The following is a 22,181-nucleotide window of genomic DNA, read 5'->3' as shown; positions in this document are numbered from 1 at the left end:
GCGATGCAAATCACGGTGAAGCGGCTGCGGCTCTGGATTCTCTCAGCGGCGGGGCTGCTGGTAGTTGTGCTGGCCGGCTTCTTTCTTTACTCCATCCTGCGGTTCCGCCGCGAGGTCAAGGATCTGCCGCGCGAACTCGGCGCCAACATTCAGCAGACGGCCAACGGCTTCACCTACTCGCAGTCCAGCGGCGGCCACACGCTCTTCACCATTCAGGCATCGAAGCTCAAGCAGTTTCGCAACGGGCAGGCGCTGCTGCACAAGGTCAAGATCATCCTTTACGGCCCGCCCGGCACGCACCGGCAAGACACGATTCACGGCACTGATTTTCGCTACAACCCTAAAACCGGCGTTGCCCAGTCCGAGGGCGACGTCGAAATCGACGTCGAGAGTCCTGCCGGGGAGGGGCAGTCCAGCGCGGCCAACACCATTCACGTGAAAACCAGCGGCCTCACCTTTGACTCAAAATCCGGAGAAGCCAGCACTAGCCGCTACACCGAATTTGCCTCCCCCAAAGGTTCCGGCCACGCGGTCGGCGCGTCTTACAACTCCAAGACCGGCATGCTGGTGCTCAACAGCAGCGTCGTCTTGCAGACCGTGACGCAAAAGGGCGCGCCCGTGCAGGTGCAGGCCGCGCACCTGAGCTTCCTGCGCGACCAGGAGCAGGCCGTGCTCCTTGAGCCCGTGTTGCACAGCCCGCAACAGACGGCATCCGCGCAGACCGCCACCCTCTACTTCCGCAAAGACGGCACCGCCGATCACCTCACCGCGCAGGGCCAGGTTCACATCACCACGCCCAAAGGAGCCGTCGTCGACGCTCGCAATGCTGAGGCCATGCTCGACGCAAAGAGCCAGCCGCAGATTGTCCACCTGACCGGCGGCGTGCGTTTTGATAATCAAACCCCGCAGCAAAGCCTGCACGGCACCGCCGGCAATGCGCAACTCACCTTCGCATCCTTCGGCGACAATCGTCTGCTCCAGCATGTGCGCCTCCAGCAGGCCGTCAACATCACCGCACTCCGCATCGGCCTGCCGCACGGCGGCACCGCCACGCGCCACTTGCAGGGCCAGATCGCCAACATCGCCTTTATGCCCGCGCCCGGCAACCGCAAGAGCATCGCCAAAACGGTCCAGATTGACCAGGGAGCGCGCATCGCCCTGCGCACGCTCTCCCCTCATCAGCCGCCGCAGCACACCGTCATTCAGGGCGATCATCTCGTCGCACAGTTGATCCACGGTAACGCGCTTCGCGTGCTCGATGGCACAGGACACACCCAGGTCGCAAGCCTCGCCAAAGACGGCGCGCTCAACACGACGGCCAGCGACACCCTGCACGTCACCTTCGCCGCCACTCCGCCGCCACGCCGCGGCAAGACGGCAAAATCGCAGCAGGGAACCGAAATCGCCACCTCGCAGATGGATCAGGCCATCGCCTCCGGTCATGTCGTGATGCATCAGCAGCCGGAGTTCTCCGCGAAGCCGGGCAAGCACGCCCAGCCCGTCACCGCGTGGGCGCAAACAGCTACGTATCTGGCCAATAACCAGACCGTGCAACTGCGCGGCAGCCCGCGCCTGCAGCAGGGCTCCAGCTTTGAGCTGGCCGCCGATGCCATCGATTATCAGCGCGCCACGGGCCACGCCACCGCCGACGGCCATGTGAAGGCCACCTACCGCCGCCAGCCCGGCAGCAAGCAGCCCGCGGCTACCTTCGGCAACACGCAGGAGCCGTCGCACGTCATCGCCGCGCGCGCCGAGCTCTTCCAGTCAAAGAGCCAGGCTTTCTTTTACGGCACAGCCTCGCAGCCCGCGCGCCTGTGGCAGGGCGGCGACTCCGTATGGGCTCCGGTGATCGAGCTGGACCAAAAGACGCAGCAGCTCCTCGCGCACGGCAGCGGCAACGCGCCCGTTGTAAAAACTTATTTCACCGCTGCGCTCGGCTCCCGCAGCCAGCCCGGAGTCGTGCAGGCCCGCAGCCGCACGCTCGCTTACTCTGAGAAGTCGCGCATCGCCGACTTCGCGGGAGAAGTCGAAGCCATCGACGCGATGGGCACCCTGCACGCGTCCTCCGTGCGCATGCAACTCGCCCCGCCCTCATCTTCCGCAGGCAAATCCGCTGCCACCCAGTTGCAGCGTATGGTGGCCAGTGGCGGAGTTACACTCACGCAACCGGGCCGCGAAGCCGTGGGCAGCAGGCTCGTCTACACCGGCAGCGATGAGCGCTTCGTGCTCACCGGCACACCGCATGCCTTGCCTTACTTGACTGATCGCGCACACGGACGCACCACAGGCCGTGCGTTGATTTTCAATAACCAGAGTGATAGCGTCGAGATCATTGGAGGCAAGGGAAGCACGGTCGCACCAGCGCGGGTTCCCAGATAGATGAAGAAGCTTTCCACCGATGAAATCACGAAGTCGTACAAGGGCCGCCAGGTCGTTCGCGGCGTCAGCGTGGAAGTCCTCCAGGGCGAAGTCGTAGGCCTGCTTGGCCCCAATGGCGCTGGCAAAACCACCAGCTTCTACATGACCGTGGGGCTTATCCAGCCCGATTCCGGCCGCATCTTTGTCGATGACCAGGAGATCACGCGCGTGCCCATGTATCTGCGCGCGCGCCAATACGGCATCAGTTATCTTCCGCAGGAGCCTTCGGTCTTTCGCAAGCTCACCGTCGAAGAAAATATTCTCGCCGTTCTTGAGGTGCAGCCCATTCCGCAGGAGGCGCGCCGCGCCCGTACCGAAAAGCTCATCGACCAGCTCAACATCGGCCATATTCGCAAGACGCGCGGTTACGCATTGTCGGGCGGTGAGCGGCGCCGCGTCGAGATCGCGCGCAGCCTCTGCATTCAGCCCTCGTTTATTCTGCTCGACGAGCCGTTCTCAGGCATTGATCCCATTGCCGTGCTCGATCTGCAAAAAATCATCTTCGAGTTAAAGGCCAGCGGCATCGGCGTGCTCATCACTGACCACAATGTGCGCGAAACGCTTTCGGTCACCGACCGCGCCTATATCATTAACGAAGGCAAAATATTCCGGCACGGCACGCCGGAAGAACTCGGCAGCGATCCCGAGGTGCGCCGGGTCTATCTGGGAGAAGGTTTTTCTCTCAACTAAGGTACTGTTGACGATACGTCTTTTGCGGAATTCCGGGCTTCCGCAATTCCTGTTCCCATGTACACTCAGAGGCAGTTCCGGACTGCCGGGACAAACTTGAAGTTATGGCACTTCTACAACCCAAGCTCAATCTGAAAGTCGCCCAGCGCCAGATACTCACGCCCGGGCTGATGCAGATGGTCAGCGTCCTCGCGCTGAATAAGCTTGAGTTGAAAGAGATGATCCAGGCCGAGATCGCCGAAAATCCCGTTCTCGAAGAGATGGAAGAGAGCGTACCGCTGCTCGACGACGTCGCGCGGCGCGAAGAGGACCACGACCGCGGCCTCGAAATCAAAGCCTCGTCAGAGGAATCCGAAAAAAAGGATCCCTTCGACGAAATCGACTTCGGTTCCTACTTTCAGGACTATCTTGATCCCGGCTTCCGCACGCCCAACAGCTTCGAGCTGACTGAGAAGCCCTCCATCGAAAATTTCCTCTCCGCGCCCAGCACCCTCAGCGACCATCTGTTGTGGCAGCTCGGAGCGCTCACGCTCACCCCCGCCATCCGCGATGCGGCTGAATATCTCATCGGCAATCTGAATGAAGACGGCTATCTGCCTGCCGACGAAGAAGATCTGCTCGAAGGCTACCTGCGCGAGCAGCTTGCGCCTGAGGGCGCCGAGTCCGTCAACGGGCATGCTCCTTCGGCCTTGACTGCCTTGCCGCCCGCTATGGCCGAGCGCGCGCGTGCCCATCTGGCATCCGCTCTTGAAGTCGTGCGCCAGCTTGACCCCATCGGCATCGCCACGCGCGATCTGCGCGAGTGCCTGATGGTACAGGTTGCGGCGCAGCGCCGCGAGTTCGACCTGATCTATCAGCGCACCGCCGTCGTTTCTGCTTTCGATGAACAGGCCGAAGACTCCGCTCCCGCCGAGTCCACTGCGCAGCCGGAGTCTTCCGCGCCCGGCGATCCCGAGCGTCTGCAGCGCATCTCGGTCTTTGAGACTGCCGCGGCTATTCTTGATCGTCATATGCTGCTTTTGCAGAAGCGTGACCCGCGAGAGCTGTCCAAAGCCGTCGCGCGTTCGGTCGAGGAAACCCAGCGCGCCATCGACTTCATTCGCACCCTTGATCCGCGCCCCGGCCAGCGCTACAACCGCAGCGAGGCGCGGCTCATCGAGCCCGACGTCGCCTTTGTCAAGCGCGATGACGAATACGTCGTCGTCATGAACGATGAAGATCTGCCCTCACTGCGTCTCAATCATGGCTATCGCCGCCTGCTTAACAAAGACGGCGCGGAAAAAGACGTGAAGGATTATGTCAAGGAGCGCTATCGCTCGGCCCTGCAGTTGATGCGTAACATTGAGCAGCGCAAAAATACCATCCTCAAAACCTGCGAATCCATCATCCGCCGGCAAACGGATTTCCTCGAAAACGGCATCGAAGCTATGAAGCCGATGATGATCAAGGAAGTCGCGGAAGAAATTGGCGTGCATCCCTCCACCGTAAGCCGCGCGGTGTCGAACAAATACGTGCATACGCCGCAGGGCGTCTATGAGCTGCGCTTCTTTTTCTCCGAAGGCGTCAACGGGCCTGAAGGCTCCGGCACGCCGCTCATGCTGCTCAAGCGCAAAGTCAAAAAGCTCATTGAAGACGAAGACCCCAGCAAGCCGCTCACCGACGATCAGATTGCCCAGATGCTGCAGTCGCAGGGTATCGAGGTCACGCGGCGCACCGTGGCCAAGTATCGCGAAGACATGAAGATTCCCAGCACGCACCAGAGGCGCGTGCGCATCTGAGCTGGTAAAGAGTGTTGTTACCCCAAAAGGCGGAGGTTCCCCAAATGCAGATCGAGTACACAGGCCGCCACGTTCACGTCAACAATGCCTGCCGCGCGCTGTGTGAGGAAGGCCTGGAACGCGTGAGCAAACTCCTTGGACGCATCGTCAGCGCTCATGTCGTCCTCAGCAATGAAAAGCACCGCTGCATGGCCGAAATCACCATCGAGATTCGCGCCAACAAGCTGGTCAGCACTGCCGAATCCACATCCATGGAAACCGCCGTGCGCATGGCGCTCGAAAAAGCAGAAACCCAGGCCAAGCGCTTCAAGCAAAAAATGGTCACCAAAAAGCGGCTGCCCAATGAAGAAAAAGTCATCGTCGAGCCGGAGTTGACGCGCACCCGCCGCGCCACCGCCGTCAAGCGCAGCGCTGACCGCAAAGCTGCGGAAGCGCCCGTCGGCGCTACCGTCAACGGCACCGCCACCGCGAAAAAATCCGCGCCCGGCAAGCCTGTCGTTCCCGTCATGGTGCACAGCTTTCCTGCAAAAACTCCGGTGATTGAGCCGCACGTCGTGCGCTCGCTCGACTCCGTCGCCATGCGCCCCATGACGCTCGAAGAAGCCGTCAAAGAGGCCGAGTTCCGCGACCGCGAAGTCTTCGTCTTCCGCAACAACAAGGGCATCGTCTGTGTGCTGCACCGCAAGCGCGACGGCAAAATGGAGCTGATCGAAGCCCCCTGATCATTTCCTGATCTGCTGTTCCTCGCACATCGTAATCACGCGAGCCGCGCCTCCGGTCCTCTCCTGGCGCGGCTCGCGTCCTTTCGTCTCTTCTATGGGCTGTGTTCTTTCGCCACGGCAATGCTACGATGGGCCCATGCCAGCCCCTGAGCCGACTCGACGCGCCAAAAAAGACGCCAGTGCCAGCCCATCGCCAGCCCATCCGGCAAGCCGTGAGCTGGTGATTCTCACCGGACTTTCCGGTGCGGGCAAAGGCTCGGCGCTCAAGGCGTTTGAAGATCTCGGCTTCTATGCCGTCGATAATCTGCCCATCGAATTAGTTCCGCGCTTCGCCGAACTGGTCGCCCAGTCCGTTGAAATCACGCGCGCCACGCTGGTCGTCGATGTGCGCGAGGGGCAGAGCCTCGCCAAATTCCCACAAATCCTGCAGGAAGTCCGACAGACCCTCCAGACCACCGTCGTCTTCCTTGAGGCATCGCAGGCCGTGCTGCTGCGCCGCTTTTCTGAGACGCGCCGCCCGCACCCGCTTGGCCGTGAGGAGCAGGTGGTGCACGCCATCGCCGACGAAAAGCAGCGCCTCGAGCCGCTGCGCAACGTCGCCGATATGATCGTCGATACCTCGCGCTTCAACGTGCATGAGCTGCGCGCCTACATTCAGAGCAAGTTCACCCGTGAGGGCAACGCCAAGTCCATGCTCATCACCTGCATGAGCTTCGGCTACAAAAACGGGGTGCCGCTCGACGCCGATCTCGTCTTTGACGTCCGCTTTCTGCCCAACCCTCACTTCATTCCGCAGTTCCGCCCGCTCACCGGCAAAGACGCCAAGGTGGTCCGTTACATTCGCAAGTTTGAGCAGACCCGCACATTTCTCGATAAAGTCACCGAGCTGCTCCTCTTTCTCTTGCCCCATTACGTCCACGAGGGCAAAAGTTATCTCACGGTGGCCTTTGGCTGCACCGGCGGCCAGCACCGCTCCGTCATGATTGCCGAAGAGATCGCAAAGCGTCTCGGCAAAAAGTCCTACCGCGTCAAGGCCGAGCATCGCGATATGCCTCGCTGATTCCACCGGGAGCGCATAAAATAAGCTGATGAATTGCATGAGGGCCGGCGCATGAAGCGGTTGTTCCGGCTCCTATCCTATGCTCGGCATTATTTGGTCTACGCATTTGCCGCGGTGGTTCTGGCCGCGGGCGTAGGACTCTTCGACGCATTCCGCGTCCTGCTCGTCGGGCCTATTTTTGACGATGTGCTGCACCCCGGCGGCAACTCAGGCAACCGGCAGATTTCGCTCATCTCGCAGGCTGGCAGCCACTTCCATATCCATCTCACGCTGCAGCAGTTTGTGCCCTCGGGCCTGCACAATGACTGGAACATGGTCGCCTACGCGCTCGTGCTCTCCACGCTGCTCAAGGGCATCTGCGACTACGGCGGCACCTACCTCGCCAGTTATGCCGGCTACGGAACCATCACCGACCTGCGCGATGACCTCTACGAAGCCATTCTGCGCCGCTCGGTCTCGTTCTTTCAAAAGCACGCCACCGGCACGCTGCTCTCCGCGCTCATCAATGACATTGAGCGCGTGCAGTACGCCATGGCGACCATCCTGTCAGACTTTCTGCAGCAGTTCTTCACGCTCATCTTCATGCTTTACGTCGTGATTGCGCTCGGCGGCAAGCTCGCGTGGATTCTCCTCATCTTCGTCCCGGTCGTCTTTGCCTCCATGCGCCGCATTGGCCGTGGCGTGCGCAAAACCACGCGCAAAGGCCAGGACAAGCTCGCTGAAATTCAGAACATCCTTCACGAAACCATCACCGGCAACCGCATCGTGAAGGCCTTCAACATGGAGTTCTGGGAGCTGATCCGCTTCCGCAAAGCCGCGCGCCGTCTGCTGCGCGCCAACATGCGCACCGTGAGCGCGCAGGCCCTCAGCTCCCCGCTCATGGACGTCATCGGAGCCATTGCCATCGCGCTCCTGCTGCGCGTCGGCCACAGCAGCATCAACCATCACTCCATGCAGCCCGGCCAGTTCCTGGCCTTCATCGTCGCGCTCTTCAAGCTTTACGATCCCATTCGCCGCTTCGCTGTTTACTACAACAGCTTCCAGCAGGCGCTCGGCTCCTCGCAGGCCATCTTTGACTTCATCGATGATGAAGATCGCGTCGTCGAGAAGCCGCACGCCCACAAGCTCAAGCCCTTCAAAGAGGGCATCGTGCTCGATCACGTCAGCTTCCGCTATCAGGATGAAGAGGGCGTCAAGGAAGTCCTGCACGAAATCGACCTCACCATCCGCCGCGGCGAAGTGCTCGCCCTTGTCGGCCCCAGCGGAGCCGGCAAAACCACGCTCGTCAATCTGATTCCGCGCTTCTTTGACGTCACCTCCGGCCGCATTCTCATCGACGGCCACGACCTGCGCGACGTCACGCTCTCTTCGCTGCGCGAGCAGATCGGCAAGGTCACGCAGGAGACGATTCTCTTCAACGACACCGTGCGCAACAACATCGCCTATGGCCAGCCCGATGTGCCGCTCGCACGCGTCGTCGAGGCCGCCCGCGCCGCGCTCGCGCATGAGTTCATCGAGGCAATGCCTGAGGGCTACGACACCATCATTGGCGAGAAAGGCTTCCGTCTCTCCGGTGGACAGCGCCAGCGGCTCGCCATTGCCCGCGCCATTCTCAAGAACGCGCCCATCCTCATTCTGGATGAGGCTACCTCCGCGCTCGACGCCGAGAGTGAATCTCTGGTGCAGGCCGCGCTGGCCAATCTCATGACGGACCGCACCAGCATCGTCATCGCGCACCGGCTTTCCACCGTGCGCCGCGCCGACCGCATCGCTGTGCTGGAGCAGGGCCGCATCACCGCCATCGGCTCTCATGAGGAGCTGCTGCTCAGCTCACCCACTTACCAGAAGCTGCACAGGCTGCAATTTATGGATATCGACCACAAAAACGACTTCGATTTCGTCGCGCGTGAGGCTGCCGAATGAGTACTGTTTATTCCATGACGGGTTTTGCCCGCGTTGAAGGCAAAGTTTCCGAGGGTCTCGCCTTCACCCTGGCGCTCAAGAGCGTCAACCATCGCTTTCTCGATCTCAATCTGCGGCTGCCCGGCGGCAGCGATGCGCTGGAGATGAAGCTGCGCCCGCTGCTCAAGGAGAAGCTTCGCCGCGGCCACATCGAGCTCACGCTGAGCCTTGCGCGCACCGCTTCGGGCCGCGTCAGCGTGGATGCCGAGATGATCCGCGCATACGCTGAAGCCTTCCGCAATGCCGCGGCCGATCTTGATCTAGCCACGCAGCCCGACCTCAACACCATCCTCCGCCTGCCCGGCGTCATCAGCCAGGATGCTCGCGCCAACGAGGATTCCGTCGAAGCTCTCGAAGCCGCCGTGCTGGCGCAAATCGATGCGCTGATTGAAGCCCTCAACACCATGCGCCAGCGCGAGGGCGATGCACTGCGAGCCGATCTTCGCGGTTGCCTTGATCGCCTGGCGGAATTGGTCGAGCAGGTCGCCGGCATGCGCGAGGGCGTGCAGCAGGCCTATTTTGAGCGTATTCAGCAGCGCATGAGCAAAATGCTCGACGGCAATGTGGATGAGTCGCGCCTGCTGCAGGAGGCCGCGTTGCTCGCCGAGCGCAGCAGCATTGATGAGGAGCTGGTTCGCCTCCGCGCGCACATCCAGCACTTTCATGAGCTGCTCGATGCCGGCGGCGAAGTCGGCAAAAAACTCGACTTCCTTCTGCAGGAATTCAATCGCGAGGCCAACACGCTGCTCTCCAAAACCAGCGGTGTCGCCGGCAACGGAACCCGCATCACCGAACTCGGCCTCGCCATCAAATCCGAGATCGAAAAAGCCCGCGAACAGGTACAAAATCTGGAGTAGGGAAGCCCAGGGAATCCCCAGGAAATCGAGGCGCGTTTGGCAGGCATTTTATTCATCATTTCGGCTCCGTCCGGCTCCGGCAAATCCACGCTGGTCAATGAGCTGCGCAGCAACGTCAAAGACCTCCAGTTCTCCGTCTCCTACACCACGCGCCAGCCGCGCGGCTCTGAGCAGGAGGGGCTGGCCTACCACTTCGTCAGCCGCGAGCAGTTCGAGGCCATGATCGCCGCCGATGATCTGCTGGAGTACGCTGAGGTCTTCGGCAACTACTACGGCACCGGCCGCGGCCCGCTGAAAGAAGCCTTCGCGCAGGGCAAAGACATGCTGCTGGACATCGACGTCCAGGGCGCCGCGCAGGTGCGCCACAAGATGCCCGAGGCCGTCTCCATTTTCGTCATGCCCCCCACCCCTGAAATTCTCGAGCGCCGCCTGCGCAATCGCAGCCGCGCCGAGGGCAAGGTGGACGAAGAGGTCATCGCCCGCCGTCTCGCCAAGGCCAAGCACGAGATTGAGAACTATCACAGCTACAAATACGTTTTGGTCAATGACGAGCTCAACCGCGCCGTCGAAGATCTCACCGCCATCGTGAAAGCCGAGCGCTACCATCGCGAGGGCCGCGCCGAGCCCGGCAAGGCCAGTGACGGAGTCCAGCGTGTCCTGCATCTCGCCGAGGCCTGCCGCCAGCAAAACGCCGCCCCGCGCTTGCAGCCGGCCCTCAAGGCCTTTGATGTCCCCCTCCATCCCGCTCCCGAGGCCGCCGCGTCAGGAATCAGTTGACGTAAGCCGCGGAATCCACCAATATAGGGCGCAAATCCCTTTCGCGGCTTTTCCGGTCGCGAAAGTCCGAGGAGCGTGTGGATGCCCATCGAACACCAATTCGACAGCCACTTCCGGTACGTCCTGGTCGCGGCGCGGCGAGCCCGCCAGTTGCAGCAGGGCTCTCAGCCCCTGATGCCGGGCCGCAGTGCCAAGCCCCACAAACAGGCGCAGGAGGAAATCAACGCCGGCCTCGTCGGCTACATCCGCAATGAGACGCCCCGCCGGGTGGAGCTGGAAGAAACCGTCGTGCCCCGCTTCGCATCCTGACAACCCTGGCGTCACATAAGCTGGTTGCAGATCATCCTTTGCGTGAAGGGGACGGGCTTCAGCCCGTCCTTTTCCGTGCGCCTCAAGGATCCGGCTTTAGCCGCTGAGGCACATGCTCTGGTTTGCGGGCGTTTCTCGGCGGCCCGGCTGCGGGCGGCGTAAAATAGCATTCATGAAAGTCACGGTAGGCGTCAGCGGAGGCATCGCCGCATACAAAAGCGCCGAGCTGGTCCGCGCGCTTCAAAAGCAAGCCTGCGATGTGCATGTCGCCATGACGGCCGCCGCCCAGCGCTTTGTGCAGCCGCTCACCTTTGCCGCGCTCACCGGCCACAAGGTGCTCACCAGCCTCTGGACCGAGCCCGAAGCCGGCGCCAACAGCCAGCTCCTCTCACCCATCGAGCACATTGACGCCGCCATCTCGACCGATGCACTGGTCGTCGCTCCGGCCACGGCAGACATCCTGGCCAGGTTCGCGCATGGGTTGGCCGACGACTTCCTCACCACCACTTATCTGGCCACCACCGCGCCGGTCACCGTCGCCCCCGCCATGAACGGCAACATGTGGCGTCATCCCGCCACGCAGGCCAACCTCGCCACGCTGCGCGCTCGCGGAGTCACCATCGTCGAGCCCCAAAGCGGCTACCTCGCCTGCGGCATGACCGGCGACGGCCGCATGGCCGCGATTGATTCCATCGTCGAGGCCGTCCTCGCGCCGCTGCGCTTCCGCAATGACATGTCCGGGGAAACCGTGCTCATCACCGCCGGAGGCACCCGCGAAGCTCTCGATCCCGTCCGCTTCCTCGGCAATCGCTCCAGCGGAAAAATGGGCTACGCCCTCGCCGAAGCCGCACAGCGGCGCGGTGCCCGTGTCATCCTCATCAGCGCGCCCACCGCGTTGCAGCCTCCCTCCGGTTGTGAAATAGTGCCCGTCACCACCACCGGAGAAATGCGCGCCGCCGTGCTCGCCCGTCTGCCTGAGGCCTCGCTCATCATCAAGGCCGCCGCCGTCGCCGACTACCGCCCGCGCATCCGCGAAGAGCAGAAGATGAAGCGCACCGGCCCCCTCACCATCGATTTTGAGCCCACTGAGGACATTCTCGCCGAGGTCGCCGCCCGCAAAACTCCCGGCGTCCTCGTCATCGGCTTCGCCGCCGAGACTGAAAACGCCATCGCCCACGGCCGCGACAAGCTGCTGCGCAAGGGGGCCGACGCCATCGTGCTCAATGACGTCTCGCGCGAGGGCATCGGCTTTGATTCTGACCGCAACGCCGCCACCTTCCTCACGCGCAACACCGCCATTGACATGCCTGAGATGACCAAGCGCGAGCTGGCGCACCGCATTCTCGATGAAGTGCTCGTGCTGCGCCGCCCGCGTCTGGTGCTGGCGGAGGCTGGCGTGGAATCGGCCGCCCAATGAGTACCCGCCTGCCCGCCGGGCTTGCCGCATCGCTCCAGGCGCGCCTGCGCTACTACCGCGACCTCGGAGTCTATGATGTCTACCGCCGCGGCGAGCCGCTGGCTCCCGCCGAGTTAGCCGCGCTGCTGCCTTCCGTGGCCGCGCCCAGCCCGCAACCAGATCCGGAGTCAACCCCGCAGCCGGCCGTCAGCGCATCGCCATCTGTAACCGTTACCCGTACTGAAAGGGAAGAGCCCGCATTGCCGCCCACCGTGCCGCACTTCATGCCATCTGACTCGCCGATCGTGCCCGCCGCCCAGCGCCCCGAGGCGCTGCGTGTGCTGCGCGAAGAAATCGGCGATTGCACCCGCTGCCAGCTTGCCTTTGAGGGCCGCCACAAAATCGTCTTTGGCGATGGTGACCCCAGCGCTCGCCTCATGTTTGTCGGCGAGGGCCCCGGTGCCGATGAAGACGCGCAGGGCCTGCCTTTTGTGGGCCGCGCCGGCCAGTTGCTCAACAACATGATCGGCGCCATGGGGCTGGAGCGCAGCCAGGTCTACATCGCCAACATCGTCAAGTGCCGCCCGCCGCAAAACCGCGTCCCCGAGCCGGACGAAGCCAACACCTGCACCCAATTCCTCTTCCGCCAGATGCAGATCGTACGCCCCGAAATGATCGTGGCTCTCGGCTCCACCGCCGCCACCTATCTGCTCGGCGCCAAAAGCCCGCTCAAGGCATTGCGCGGCCGCATCCACCAGGCCCACGGCAGCAAGCTCATCGTCACCTATCACCCTGCCTATCTGCTGCGCGACCCCAATCAGAAGAAAGAGGCGTGGGCCGACCTGCAGATTGCCATGCGCGAGCTCGGCCTCAAGCCGCAAAAGCCCGCGTCAAAACCAGCCCCCGCATCCGGGCAGGATTAAGGCGCGCGCATGCCCGCCTTCTGCGACGTCGCGCTGCCCGTTCCGCTCGATCGCGCCTTCACTTACTCCACCGGCCTCTTCGCGCCCGAGGTGGGCGCGCGTGTGCTCGTCCCGTTCCGCAATGAAAAACTCTCAGGCATCGTGCTGCGCCTGCATGATGACCCTCCGCCCGTTGAGGCCAAGCCGCTGCTCGCCGTCATGGATGAGCAAAGCATCCTCTCGCCGCAACTGCTCGACCTCGCCCGCTGGATCGCCCAATACTACGTCGCGCCCATCGGTGAGGTGCTGCGCGCCATGCTGCCGCTCATCGCCGAGGTGCGCCGCCACGTGCTCTACCGCATCACAGACACCGGCAGGGAAGCGCTCTTCGCCGGCGCGCAGCAAGGCTCCTCGCGCCGCTCGCGCCTTCCCGCCGCCGAGCAGGACCGCGAATACGCCGTCCTCAACTATCTCGAATCCGGCGATCCCGCGCGCGTCTCCGCCATCCGCTCCAAAACCGGAGCCTCCATTGATCTGCTGCGCGGCATGCTGCGCAAAAAGTGGCTCGCTCGCGAAACCGCCGCCGAGACCCGCACCGCGCAGCGCACCATGCGTGTCGCGCGCCTCGCGCAGTCGCTCGATGGCGAGGCCCGCCTGCCGCGCCTCAATGAAAATCAGCAGACCATCCTCGCCGCCCTCGCGGGCATCGACGGCGGCGTGCCCGTCGCGCAACTGCGCGAGCTGGATGTGCCCGATTCCACGCTCGGCACACTCGTGCGCCGCGGCCTCGTCGCCATCGAAGAGCGCCCGGTCGACTTCCTCATGTCCGGCCTCTCCATACGTCACCATGGAGAGCACAAATTAATCGAGGCGCAGCAGCAAGCCCTCGCACAGATCACCGGTTCTGTTGAAGAAGGTGGATTCCGCCCTTATCTCCTGCACGGCGTCACCGGCTCCGGAAAAACCGCCGTCTATCTCGCCGCCATGCGCCACGCGCTCGAGCGCGGCAAGTCCTCCATCCTGCTCGTGCCTGAGATCGGCCTCACTCCGCAAATGGCCGCGCAGCTCCATCGTGCCTTCGGCTCTGAGGTGGCGCTGCTGCACTCGGCGCTGCTGCCTGAGGAGCGCGCCGAGCAATGGCATCGCATCCGCCGCCGCGAGGCCCGCGTCGTCGTCGGCACCCGCTCGGCTATCTTTGCACCCGTCGAAGACCTCGGCCTCATCCTCGTCGATGAAGAGCACGATGGCAGCTACAAACAGGAGTCAGTCCCGCGCTACCACGCCCGCGACGTCGCCGTCATGCGCGCCAAGCTCGCCGGAGCCACCGTCGTGCTGGGCTCGGCCACACCCTCGCTTGAGAGCTGGAACAACGCCATCGAAGGCAAATACACGCGCATTGAAATGCACGAGCGCATCCACCAGCGCCCCATGCCTGAGGTGGAACTGGTCGACATGCGCCGCGAATTCCAGGAGACCGGCGCGGAGCATCTCTTCTCGCGCACCCTCATCGACCAGACGCAGGCCACGCTCGATCGTGGCGAGCAGGCCATCGTGCTGCTCAACCGCCGCGGCTACTCCTTCGTCGTGCTCTGCCGCGCCTGCGGAGAAAAGCTGCAGTGTGAAAACTGCTCCATCTCGCTCACTTATCACAAGGCTGTCACGGATGCCGAGGCGCACGCCCCCGTCGGCCAGCGCCTGGAATGTCACTATTGCGGTTACAAACGCACCATTCCCCAGCGTTGCCCCAAGTGCGACAGTGAGCATCTCTACTTTCTCGGTGCCGGTTCCCAGCAGGGCGAAGAGCGCCTGCAGGAAATTTTCCCCGGTGCGCGCATCGGCCGCATGGACCGTGACACCGTGCGCGGGCGCGGTGACCTCGAACGTCTGCTCGCCAAGCTCCACTCCGGCGAAATCAACCTGCTCGTCGGCACCCAGATGATCGCCAAGGGTCATGACATTCATGGCGTCACCCTGGTCGGCGTTGTTGGAGCCGATCACGCCCTTGGCCTGCCCGACTTTCGCGCCGCCGAGCGCACCTTCCAGTTGCTCACCCAGGTCGCCGGCCGCGCCGGCCGCGGCGAACTGCCCGGCAAGGTCATCGTGCAGACCTACTACCCTGAGCACTACGCCGTCGAGTGCGCGCGCCAGCACGACTTCCACTCATTCGCCGAGCGCGAGCTCAAATACCGCCGCTGGATGCGCTATCCACCCTACGCCGCCATCACCAACGTGCTGCTGCAAAGTGAAGACTTCGGCCAGCTCGCCCACTGGGCGGCGGCTCTCGGCCGCTGGCTCTCGGCGGCGGAGTTCCCCGACGTTCGCGTCCTCGGCCCGGCTACCGCGCCTATCGCGCGCATCAAGCGCATGCACCGCATGCATCTTCTCTTGAAGTCGCAATCGCGCCAGTCGCTGCAGCGCGTGCTCCGCCTGCTGCGCCACCACGCCGAAGAGGTCGGCATTCCCCCGCGCAACCTCATCATCGACGTCGATGCCGTGCACTTGATGTAATGGAGCAGCACGCCGGGCAAGAGCGCGGGCTTCAGCCCCTCAGAATAAAATCCACCATCCCCGCTCGCCACTTCGCCCACGACGCGTCATTCTGAGGCCAACGGCCGAAGAATCCCGGCGATTTCCCGGTAGCAGATGCTGTGCGAAGTTTCTCCCACCATCCCCGCCTGTTCTCATCAGTACCAAAGTGGAGGGACCTGCATTTCCTCACGCCTCCCCGAAGGGTACGGGCTTCAGCACTGTTGCCGTTTGCTGCGCGTGCGGCATCCATGCCACCCGATACCGCAACGCTGGAGAGAGCAATTGCATTTATTGCGGTGACTTTTCATTCGGAACTATCTTCACCGTGGCAACAAAGCGATGACAGTCACTGTTGACGGCTTGGTAGGTCAACGTGACATCCGGCTTCTTCAAATAAATTACAGTTGCATCCACCATACTTGGAATCACCGTAAGATCCGGCCCCAATTGAACGGCGCTGTAGTGTATGTCGCTTTCGCTATTGACATAAGGGTGCGTAGTAGAAACAAGGCCTATGCTATGGGGAATGCCAAAGAGAAGGCGCGTCTGCGTGATCTTGCCATGAGGATAATGAACGTGGACGCGAAGCAGCCGTCCCGTTTGTGCTGAAACCCAGAATGTTGCCGTCTTGTTCGGGTCATCCAGATTGCCATGACAGGCCGGCAGTGAGAGTGTGTCCGGGTTCACTCTTACATCTAACTCTGTAACCCTGGCCCCGTTCATCACGATTTCACGAGCAGTGTCGATCTGGCACGCGGCATGTTCGGGGGCGAACACTCCGCTCCAGGTCGTGCCAAAGCCATTGGTAATCGAGAACGCTGGAGAGCGCCCTTTCCCATGGCGTACCGGCTTTCCGTCAAAGGTCAAAAGCTTGCGCTGTTCAGGGAAATCCTCGCCTGTCTTGGCGGGATGAGTCACGGTGAGCAGATATTCAAAGTGTTGCCGGACTCTCACCTTCCCGCGCACTGCGCGTGTGGAAGTCACCCGCTCATGACAAGTGATATCCGGTAAGGCGCTGGTCATTTTATTTACAGAGGTGCGCAGTTGCTGCATCACCCGCGCGGCGTTCATCTCCTGGGCATCAGCTTGCACTCCTGCCTGAAGGGTGAAAAGTGTGAGCAAAACCAAGGCGCGCAGCATGAGGGTTACAGCTTAATCTATGTCTAACTCGATGCCAAGTTTATAAATCACAAGTTATCCCGGCAAATAAAAAAGCCCGCTGGAGAGATCGCTCCTCCAGCGGGCCATTTCCGTGAGCACGGCGCGGTTACGACACGTGCTCCAGAATCTCCTGCCGCTCTGCCTCTGCCTCACCGTTCGCCGGTAGCGCCACGGCCAGCACATCTTCAATGCGGCTTGCGTAGTGAATCTCCACACCGTCAATCTGCTCCGGCGTCAGATCCTCCTCGACATTCAGCTTGTTCTCCGCCGGCAAAATCACGTGCTTCACGCCCGCTCGCTTCGCCGCCAGAAACTTCTCCTTGATGCCGCCTACCGGCAGCACATTGCCGCTCAGTGTGATCTCGCCGGTCATGGCCGTCAGAGGCCGCACCGCCCGATTGGTCAGCAGGGAAGCCAGCGCCGTCGCCATCGTCACACCCGCCGAGGGGCCATCCTTCGGAATCGCGCCCGCCGGCACGTGAATGTGGAGGTCGACGTCCTTCGTAAAGTCCTCCTCCAGCCCAAGCCCCGCTGCATTGGACCGCACCCACGTCAGCGCCGCCTGCATCGACTCCTGCATCACCTGCCCGATCTGCCCGGTCATCGTGAAGCCGCCCTTGCCCTTCATGCGGTTGGCTTCAATGAACAGCACATCGCCGCCCGCCGGCGTCCACGCCAGTCCCACGGCCACACCTGGCCGCTTCGTGCGCTCGGCAATTTCCGTATCCACGCGCACCTTGATGCCGCCCAGAAACTCGTGAATCACCTCCGGCGTTACCACCAGCTTGTCCGTCTTGCCCTCGGCAATGCGCCGTGCCTGCTTGCGGCACACCGTGCCAATCAACTGCTCCAGCTTGCGCACGCCCGCTTCCCGCGTGTAGTGGCGCACAATGTAGCCCACTGACTCCTCGGGGAAGTCGATGTTCTCCATCTCGATGCCGTTTTCTTTCACCTGCCGAGGAATCAGATAGCGGAACGCAATGTGCCGTTTCTCTTCTTCCGTGTAGCCCTGCAGCTCAATGATCTCCATGCGGTCGCGCAGCGGCTCCGGAATCGGATCGAGCATGTTCGCCGTGCAGATGAACAGCACCTTCGACAAGTCAAACGGCTGGTCCAGATAGTTATCCCGGAAGGTATGGTTCTGCTCCGGGTCCAGCACCTCCAGCAGCGCCGACGAAGGATCGCCGCGGAAGTCGCGCCCCAGCTTGTCGATCTCATCCAGCATCAGCACCGGGTCATTCGTGCCCGCCCGGCGAATATTCTGGATCACCTGGCCCGGCAGCGCGCCGATGTACGTCCGGCGGTGCCCGCGCAGCTCGGCCTCGTCATGCATGCCGCCCAGCGAAATGCGCTGGAACTTGCGGTCGAGTGCTCGCGCGATGCTGCGGCCCAGTGAGGTCTTGCCTACGCCCGGAGGCCCCACAAAGCAGAGAATCGGCCCCTTCATGTCTGCCTTCAGGCGACGCACCGAGAGGTAATCCAGAATGCGGTCCTTCACGCGCTTCAGGTCGTAGTGGTCCTCGTCCAGAATCTCCTTCGCCTTCGGAATATCCACCGAATGCCCCGACGACTTCGCCCACGGCAGCACCGCCAGCCATTCAATGTAGTTCCGCGTCAGCGAATAATCCGCCGCCATCGGCGACATCCGCGAGAGCCGGTTCAGCTCCTTCAGCGTCTCCTTCTTGGTCTCCTCGGGCATGCCGGCCGCCTCGATCTTCTCGCGCAGCTCTTCAATGTCTTTCTGCCCTTCATCGGCCTCGCCCAGTTCCTTCTGGATCGCCTTCAACTGCTCGCGCAGATAATAGTCGCGCTGCGACTGCTGCACCTGGTCCTGCACCTCAGACTGAATCTTGTTGCGAAGCTGCTGCACCTCCAGTTCCTTGGCCAGGTGCTTGTTCACTCGCTCCAGCCGCGCCTGCGCGTCCGGAGTCTCCAACAGTTCCTGCTTGTCGATCGTCGTCAAAAACGGCAGGGAAGACGCAATAAAGTCCACCAGCCGGCCCGGCTCTTCAATATTCATTGCGATGGTCTGCAACTCATCCGAGAGCGTCGGCGAGGCGGTCACAATCTGCTGAAACTGTGAAATCACATTCCGCTGCAGAGCTTCGCGCTCCGGTCCTGCGGCAGGCTCAATCTCCTGCACCTGCTCCACTGAGGCCATCATGAACGGCTCCATCTGGGTAAACTCTCCCAGGTGCACACGCTCCGTGCCCTCCGTGAACACAAACAGGCTCTGATTCGGCATCTTGACAACCTTGTGGACCGTCGCCAGCGTGCCATAGTTATACAAATCCGCCGGCTGCGGAGCGTCCATGTGGGCGTCGCGCTGCGCCACCACCACAATGGTCTTCTCATCGCCGAGCGATTGAATCAGTTGAATCGAGCTCTCCCGGCCCACCGTCAACGGCAGCACCGCATGGGGAAACAGAACCGTATCCCGCACCGGAAGAACCGGCAAAACACGGCCCGGCTGCCGGGGTTCCCGGGAGTTCGGGTCACTGGGGTGAATCACACTGAGAAAGTCGCTTGACATGAGTGTCCCTCTATCAACTTTTGTTCAATTAGATATATCAGGTCTGAAAAGGATGCATCCCCACCCACAACTTTCCTCATCCTCCGCATTCCTGCCTCAAGCGGCTCGCCCGCTAAGGCTTCCTTTTTATCTCTCATGGGGGTCTGTCGCCACCCCTCCTCTATCCATACGCATGGGATGCGCAGGCAGTTGCCTTCCACACCTACATCGGCGGAGACGAGGGGTTCATGATGCGGAGGTAACTAGGCGGAAGGCAGGGAAGTCGCAGAAGGGAATCGGCCTAACTCTTTTACTGTCGGGCAGATAGCCGTCAATCTTGAAAGTACTGCGTCAGCCATCGCCGGATTCCCGAACTGGTAGTCGGTGTAGAACACGTAATGCCACGGCTGCCCCAGCACCGGGCGGCTTTCCAGACGCGTCAGGTTGGCGCCCAGCTCCGCCAGCACCTCCAGCGCACCCACCAGGGCTCCGGGGCGGTTCGGCAGCGTAAACGCCAGGCTGCCCTTGTCGGCGTCAGCCAGCCGGGGACTACCCTCCGGCTTCACCACCAGAAATCGCGTATAGTTCTGCGCGTTGTCTTCAATGTTTCGCGCCAGAATCTCCGCGCCATACTCGCTCGCGGCCCGTGCCGGGGCAATCGCGGCGGCGGAGCGCTCTCCGCCCGCCATCACCAGCTTCACGCTGCCCGCCGTGTCATACGAGGGCGTCGCCCGCACCGCCGGATGCGCGGCAAAAAACTGCCGGCACTGCGCCAGCGCTACCGGATGCGAAAGCACCTGCTCAATCTCTTCGAGCTTCGTTCCCGGCAGGGCGATCAGGTTGTGCTCAATGCGCAGCAGCATCTCGCGCTCAATCGTTACCGGATGCTCCAGCAGCAGGTCATAGTGCTCGAGCACCGATCCGGCCAGGCTGTTCTCAATCGGCAGCACGGCCGCGTCCGCCGCTCCTGAGACCACCGCCTGAAACGCCGCCGGCGACACCGCGCAGGGCAATATCTGCGCATCGGCATACAGCCGCATCGCAGCCTCATGGCTGAAGGAACCGGACTCCCCCTGAATCGCAATCACTGGCATCGTTTTTTCCTGATTTATGAAGCATACGGCAACCGAAAATTCGCCGCATGCAACTGAAATGTGCAGAGCTGTATTTCTCAGGGAAAGGATGCAAACATGCTCTGGACGATCTTCGTCATTCTGGTTGTGCTGTGGCTCATCGGTCTGGTGAGCTTCCATGCCATCGGATGGTACATTCACCTGCTGCTGGTGGCGGCCCTCGTGGTGCTGCTCATCCAGCTTATCTCCGGCAGACGCCCCGTCGTTTAGCCATCCACTCTTCAGAATCGGTATAGGGTCCGCGCCGCGGGCGGACCCTGCAGCCCTTGTCTACACGTGCCGCAGCAGCAGGTCGGCCGCTACAAACACAAAGAACACCACCGCAATCACGCCATTCATCGTGAAGAACGCAGCATTCAGCCGCCGCAGGTCGCGCGGCGACACAATCATGTGCTCATACAGCAGCAGCGAGGCCACGACAGCAATGCCCACCCAGGCAAACACTCCGAGGTGGAAGAGTTGCACCAGCCACGCCAGCAGCCCCAGCATTACCAGGTGCATGGTGCGCGCCAGCGCAAAGGCCGCCGGAACCCCGAATGTCGCCGGCACGCTGTGCAGTCCGTGCTTGCGGTCGTGCTCCGCGTCCTGGCAGGCGTAGAGCAGGTCAAAGCCCGCCACCCAGAACAGCACCGCCAGCGTCAGCACCAGAATGCGCACATCGAGCGAGCCGCGAATCGCAATCCACGCCGCCGCCGGAGCCATCCCCAGCGAAAGCCCCAGAAACAGGTGCGACCACCGCGTGAAGCGCTTCGTATAGGAGTAGAGAAACAGCACCGCCAGCGCAAAAGGAGCCAGCTCCAGCGTCAGCCGGTTGAGTTGCCATGCGCAAAACAGAAACAGCCCCGCCATCACCAGCGTGAAGCCGCCCGCAAAGCGCCGCGTCAGCAGCCCGGCCGGAATCGCACGCATGGCCGTGCGCGGATTCTGCGCGTCCAGATCGGCATCAGCCCAGCGGTTAAAGGCCATGGCTGCCGAACGCGCTGTGATCATGCAGGCAATAATCCAAAGCAGCGGAGCCACGCGCGGCACGCCATGGGCCGCCAGCATCGCGCCAACCAGTGCAAAGGGGAGCGCGAAAATCGAGTGCTCCCACTTGATCATTTCGAGCGTGGTCCCCACGCTGCGGAAGAAGCTCATAGCATCTAGTGTAACGGGAAAAAGGGCGGCAAAGCCCACGCTCTGCCGCCCTGTCAGTCTCCTGCCGAACACCCGGTTTAGCGTTCCTGTCCGGCCACCTGTAGATCGTTCGTCACACTAAAGACACCCGAGACGCTGTTCGCGCGAATGCCGGCCACCTGTTTGTCCGAGGTGGAGTCCACCACGCCCTTGAGCGTGACGTGGCCGTTCTGCACGACGATTCGGATCGGCTTGATCGGATTCAGCGCGTATCGGTTCAACTGCGGAAAACCGTAGATCGCCCGGTACTCCGCCCGGCGAATGCGGTCATCCAGTGGCGAGGTCGGGTCCACCTGAATGTGGTTGATCACTTCTTTGACCCCCGCCGTGTTGGCTGCCAGGTTGTAGGCTGTGCTGGCATCCACCGGGCCATACGCAGAGCCACCCAGCACCACCACACCGTTATGAACGCCCACGCTGATCGCATTGAACGCCGTAGTCCCATAGCCCACACGCGAATTCTCAATTTCGCGTCCCAGCTTCACTGCCAGTTGCTCGTCGGATACATTCGTTCCGGCGACTTCAATGTTGTTTTGCACAGCCGCCGAGCCGTCCGCCTTCTTGACGCGCTTCTCCGCCTGCACCTTCTCCGCGTAATACTTCACCGTGCCGCTCAGCACCACCGTGCCGTTCTGAGCCGACACCTGTACATCTTTGAAGGCAGACTTATGCAGCGCACTTTTTGCCTGCGCCTGCAGTTGTGCATCGTTTGATTGTGCCTGCAATCCAGCCGGAACCAACAGCAGCGAAGCCAGAGTGAGCGAAGAGATTACCGTTCTGAATTTCATAAAGCCCTCCC

The 22,181-nt window shown here is 62.1% G+C and carries 18 protein-coding genes; 13 read left to right on the top strand and 5 right to left on the bottom strand.

The features are described 5' to 3' along the window. Positions 1-3: 3 nt before the first annotated feature. From lptC to priA, 12 genes are all read left to right on the top strand, one after another. Complete coding sequence (gene lptC, locus ACP_RS03005) at positions 4-2,379, top strand: LPS export ABC transporter periplasmic protein LptC (protein ID WP_015895808.1); 2,376 nt, start codon at positions 4-6, stop codon at positions 2,377-2,379. Then, a complete protein-coding gene (lptB, locus tag ACP_RS03000) occupies positions 2,380-3,108 on the top strand; it encodes an LPS export ABC transporter ATP-binding protein (RefSeq protein ID WP_015895807.1) in 729 nt (242 codons plus the stop codon). Positions 3,109-3,212: 104 nt separating this feature from the next. Then, complete coding sequence (locus ACP_RS02995) at positions 3,213-4,886, top strand: RNA polymerase factor sigma-54 (protein WP_015895806.1); 1,674 nt, start codon at positions 3,213-3,215, stop codon at positions 4,884-4,886. Between the two features lie 44 nt (positions 4,887-4,930). Further along, positions 4,931-5,608 carry a ribosome hibernation-promoting factor, HPF/YfiA family gene (gene hpf / locus ACP_RS17120; protein WP_015895805.1) on the top strand — a complete coding sequence of 226 codons (678 nt, stop codon included), beginning with the start codon at positions 4,931-4,933 and terminating at the stop codon, positions 5,606-5,608. Positions 5,609-5,744: 136 nt separating this feature from the next. Beyond that, positions 5,745-6,668: an RNase adapter RapZ gene (gene rapZ / locus ACP_RS02985; protein WP_015895804.1), complete on the top strand. Its 924-nt coding sequence runs from the start codon at positions 5,745-5,747 to the stop codon at positions 6,666-6,668. 51 nt (positions 6,669-6,719) lie between these two features. After that, positions 6,720-8,591 carry an ABC transporter ATP-binding protein gene (locus ACP_RS02980; protein WP_015895803.1) on the top strand — a complete coding sequence of 624 codons (1,872 nt, stop codon included), beginning with the start codon at positions 6,720-6,722 and terminating at the stop codon, positions 8,589-8,591. Then, positions 8,588-9,487 (top strand): YicC/YloC family endoribonuclease, encoded by a 900-nt coding sequence (locus ACP_RS02975; RefSeq protein WP_015895802.1) that lies wholly within the window; start codon positions 8,588-8,590, stop codon positions 9,485-9,487. The genes ACP_RS02980 and ACP_RS02975 overlap by 4 nt, the downstream gene beginning before the upstream one ends. A 36-nt stretch (positions 9,488-9,523) precedes the next feature. Then, positions 9,524-10,264, top strand: coding sequence for a guanylate kinase (gmk, locus tag ACP_RS02970; protein WP_015895801.1), 741 nt, complete (start codon positions 9,524-9,526; stop codon positions 10,262-10,264). An 81-nt stretch (positions 10,265-10,345) separates the two neighbouring features. Continuing rightward, positions 10,346-10,573, top strand: coding sequence for a DNA-directed RNA polymerase subunit omega (gene rpoZ / locus ACP_RS02965; protein ID WP_015895800.1), 228 nt, complete (start codon positions 10,346-10,348; stop codon positions 10,571-10,573). A 172-nt stretch (positions 10,574-10,745) separates the two neighbouring features. Further along, positions 10,746-11,990 carry a bifunctional phosphopantothenoylcysteine decarboxylase/phosphopantothenate--cysteine ligase CoaBC gene (gene coaBC, locus ACP_RS02960; RefSeq protein WP_015895798.1) on the top strand — a complete coding sequence of 415 codons (1,245 nt, stop codon included), beginning with the start codon at positions 10,746-10,748 and terminating at the stop codon, positions 11,988-11,990. After that, entirely contained in the window at positions 11,987-12,892 is a 906-nt protein-coding gene (locus ACP_RS02955) for a uracil-DNA glycosylase (protein WP_015895797.1), read from the top strand. Before coaBC ends, ACP_RS02955 begins: the two co-directional genes overlap by 4 nt. 9 nt (positions 12,893-12,901) lie before the next feature. Further along, a complete protein-coding gene (gene priA / locus ACP_RS02950) occupies positions 12,902-15,379 on the top strand; it encodes a replication restart helicase PriA (protein WP_015895796.1) in 2,478 nt (825 codons plus the stop codon). Positions 15,380-15,688: 309 nt separating this feature from the next. On the opposite strand, the gene ACP_RS02945 is transcribed toward priA, so the two are convergent. The 3 genes from ACP_RS02945 to pheA all read right to left on the bottom strand — a co-directional run bounded on the left by ACP_RS02945 (position 15,689) and on the right by pheA (position 20,167). After that, a complete protein-coding gene (locus ACP_RS02945; protein WP_041839230.1) occupies positions 15,689-16,540 on the bottom strand; it encodes a hypothetical protein in 852 nt (283 codons plus the stop codon). 127 nt (positions 16,541-16,667) lie between these two features. Continuing rightward, a complete protein-coding gene (gene lon / locus ACP_RS02940; RefSeq protein WP_015895794.1) occupies positions 16,668-19,094 on the bottom strand; it encodes an endopeptidase La in 2,427 nt (808 codons plus the stop codon). Positions 19,095-19,336: 242 nt separating this feature from the next. Then, complete coding sequence (pheA, locus tag ACP_RS02935) at positions 19,337-20,167, bottom strand: prephenate dehydratase (protein WP_015895793.1); 831 nt, start codon at positions 20,165-20,167, stop codon at positions 19,337-19,339. 96 nt (positions 20,168-20,263) lie between these two features. Between pheA and ACP_RS17980 the strand changes: the two genes are divergently transcribed. Then, a complete protein-coding gene (locus ACP_RS17980; RefSeq protein ID WP_148215002.1) occupies positions 20,264-20,416 on the top strand; it encodes a lmo0937 family membrane protein in 153 nt (50 codons plus the stop codon). A gap of 60 nt (positions 20,417-20,476) precedes the next feature. Here ACP_RS17980 and ACP_RS02930 read toward each other — a convergent pair whose 3' ends face one another. After that, the gene (locus tag ACP_RS02930) at positions 20,477-21,343 is read right to left on the bottom strand and encodes a UbiA-like polyprenyltransferase (protein WP_041839852.1); all 867 of its coding nucleotides are present in this window, start codon (positions 21,341-21,343) and stop codon (positions 20,477-20,479) included. Between the two features lie 77 nt (positions 21,344-21,420). Next, the gene (locus ACP_RS02925) at positions 21,421-22,170 is read right to left on the bottom strand and encodes a BON domain-containing protein (protein ID WP_015895790.1); all 750 of its coding nucleotides are present in this window, start codon (positions 22,168-22,170) and stop codon (positions 21,421-21,423) included. Between the last annotated feature and the right edge of the window lie 11 nt (positions 22,171-22,181).

Origin of the sequence: Acidobacterium capsulatum ATCC 51196, from assembly GCF_000022565.1 — a bacterium.
Taxonomy (GTDB): Bacteria; Acidobacteriota; Terriglobia; order Terriglobales; family Acidobacteriaceae; genus Acidobacterium; species Acidobacterium capsulatum.
Note: the sequence above shows the minus strand (reverse complement) of the source record. Positions and strands in the feature narration are given on the sequence as shown.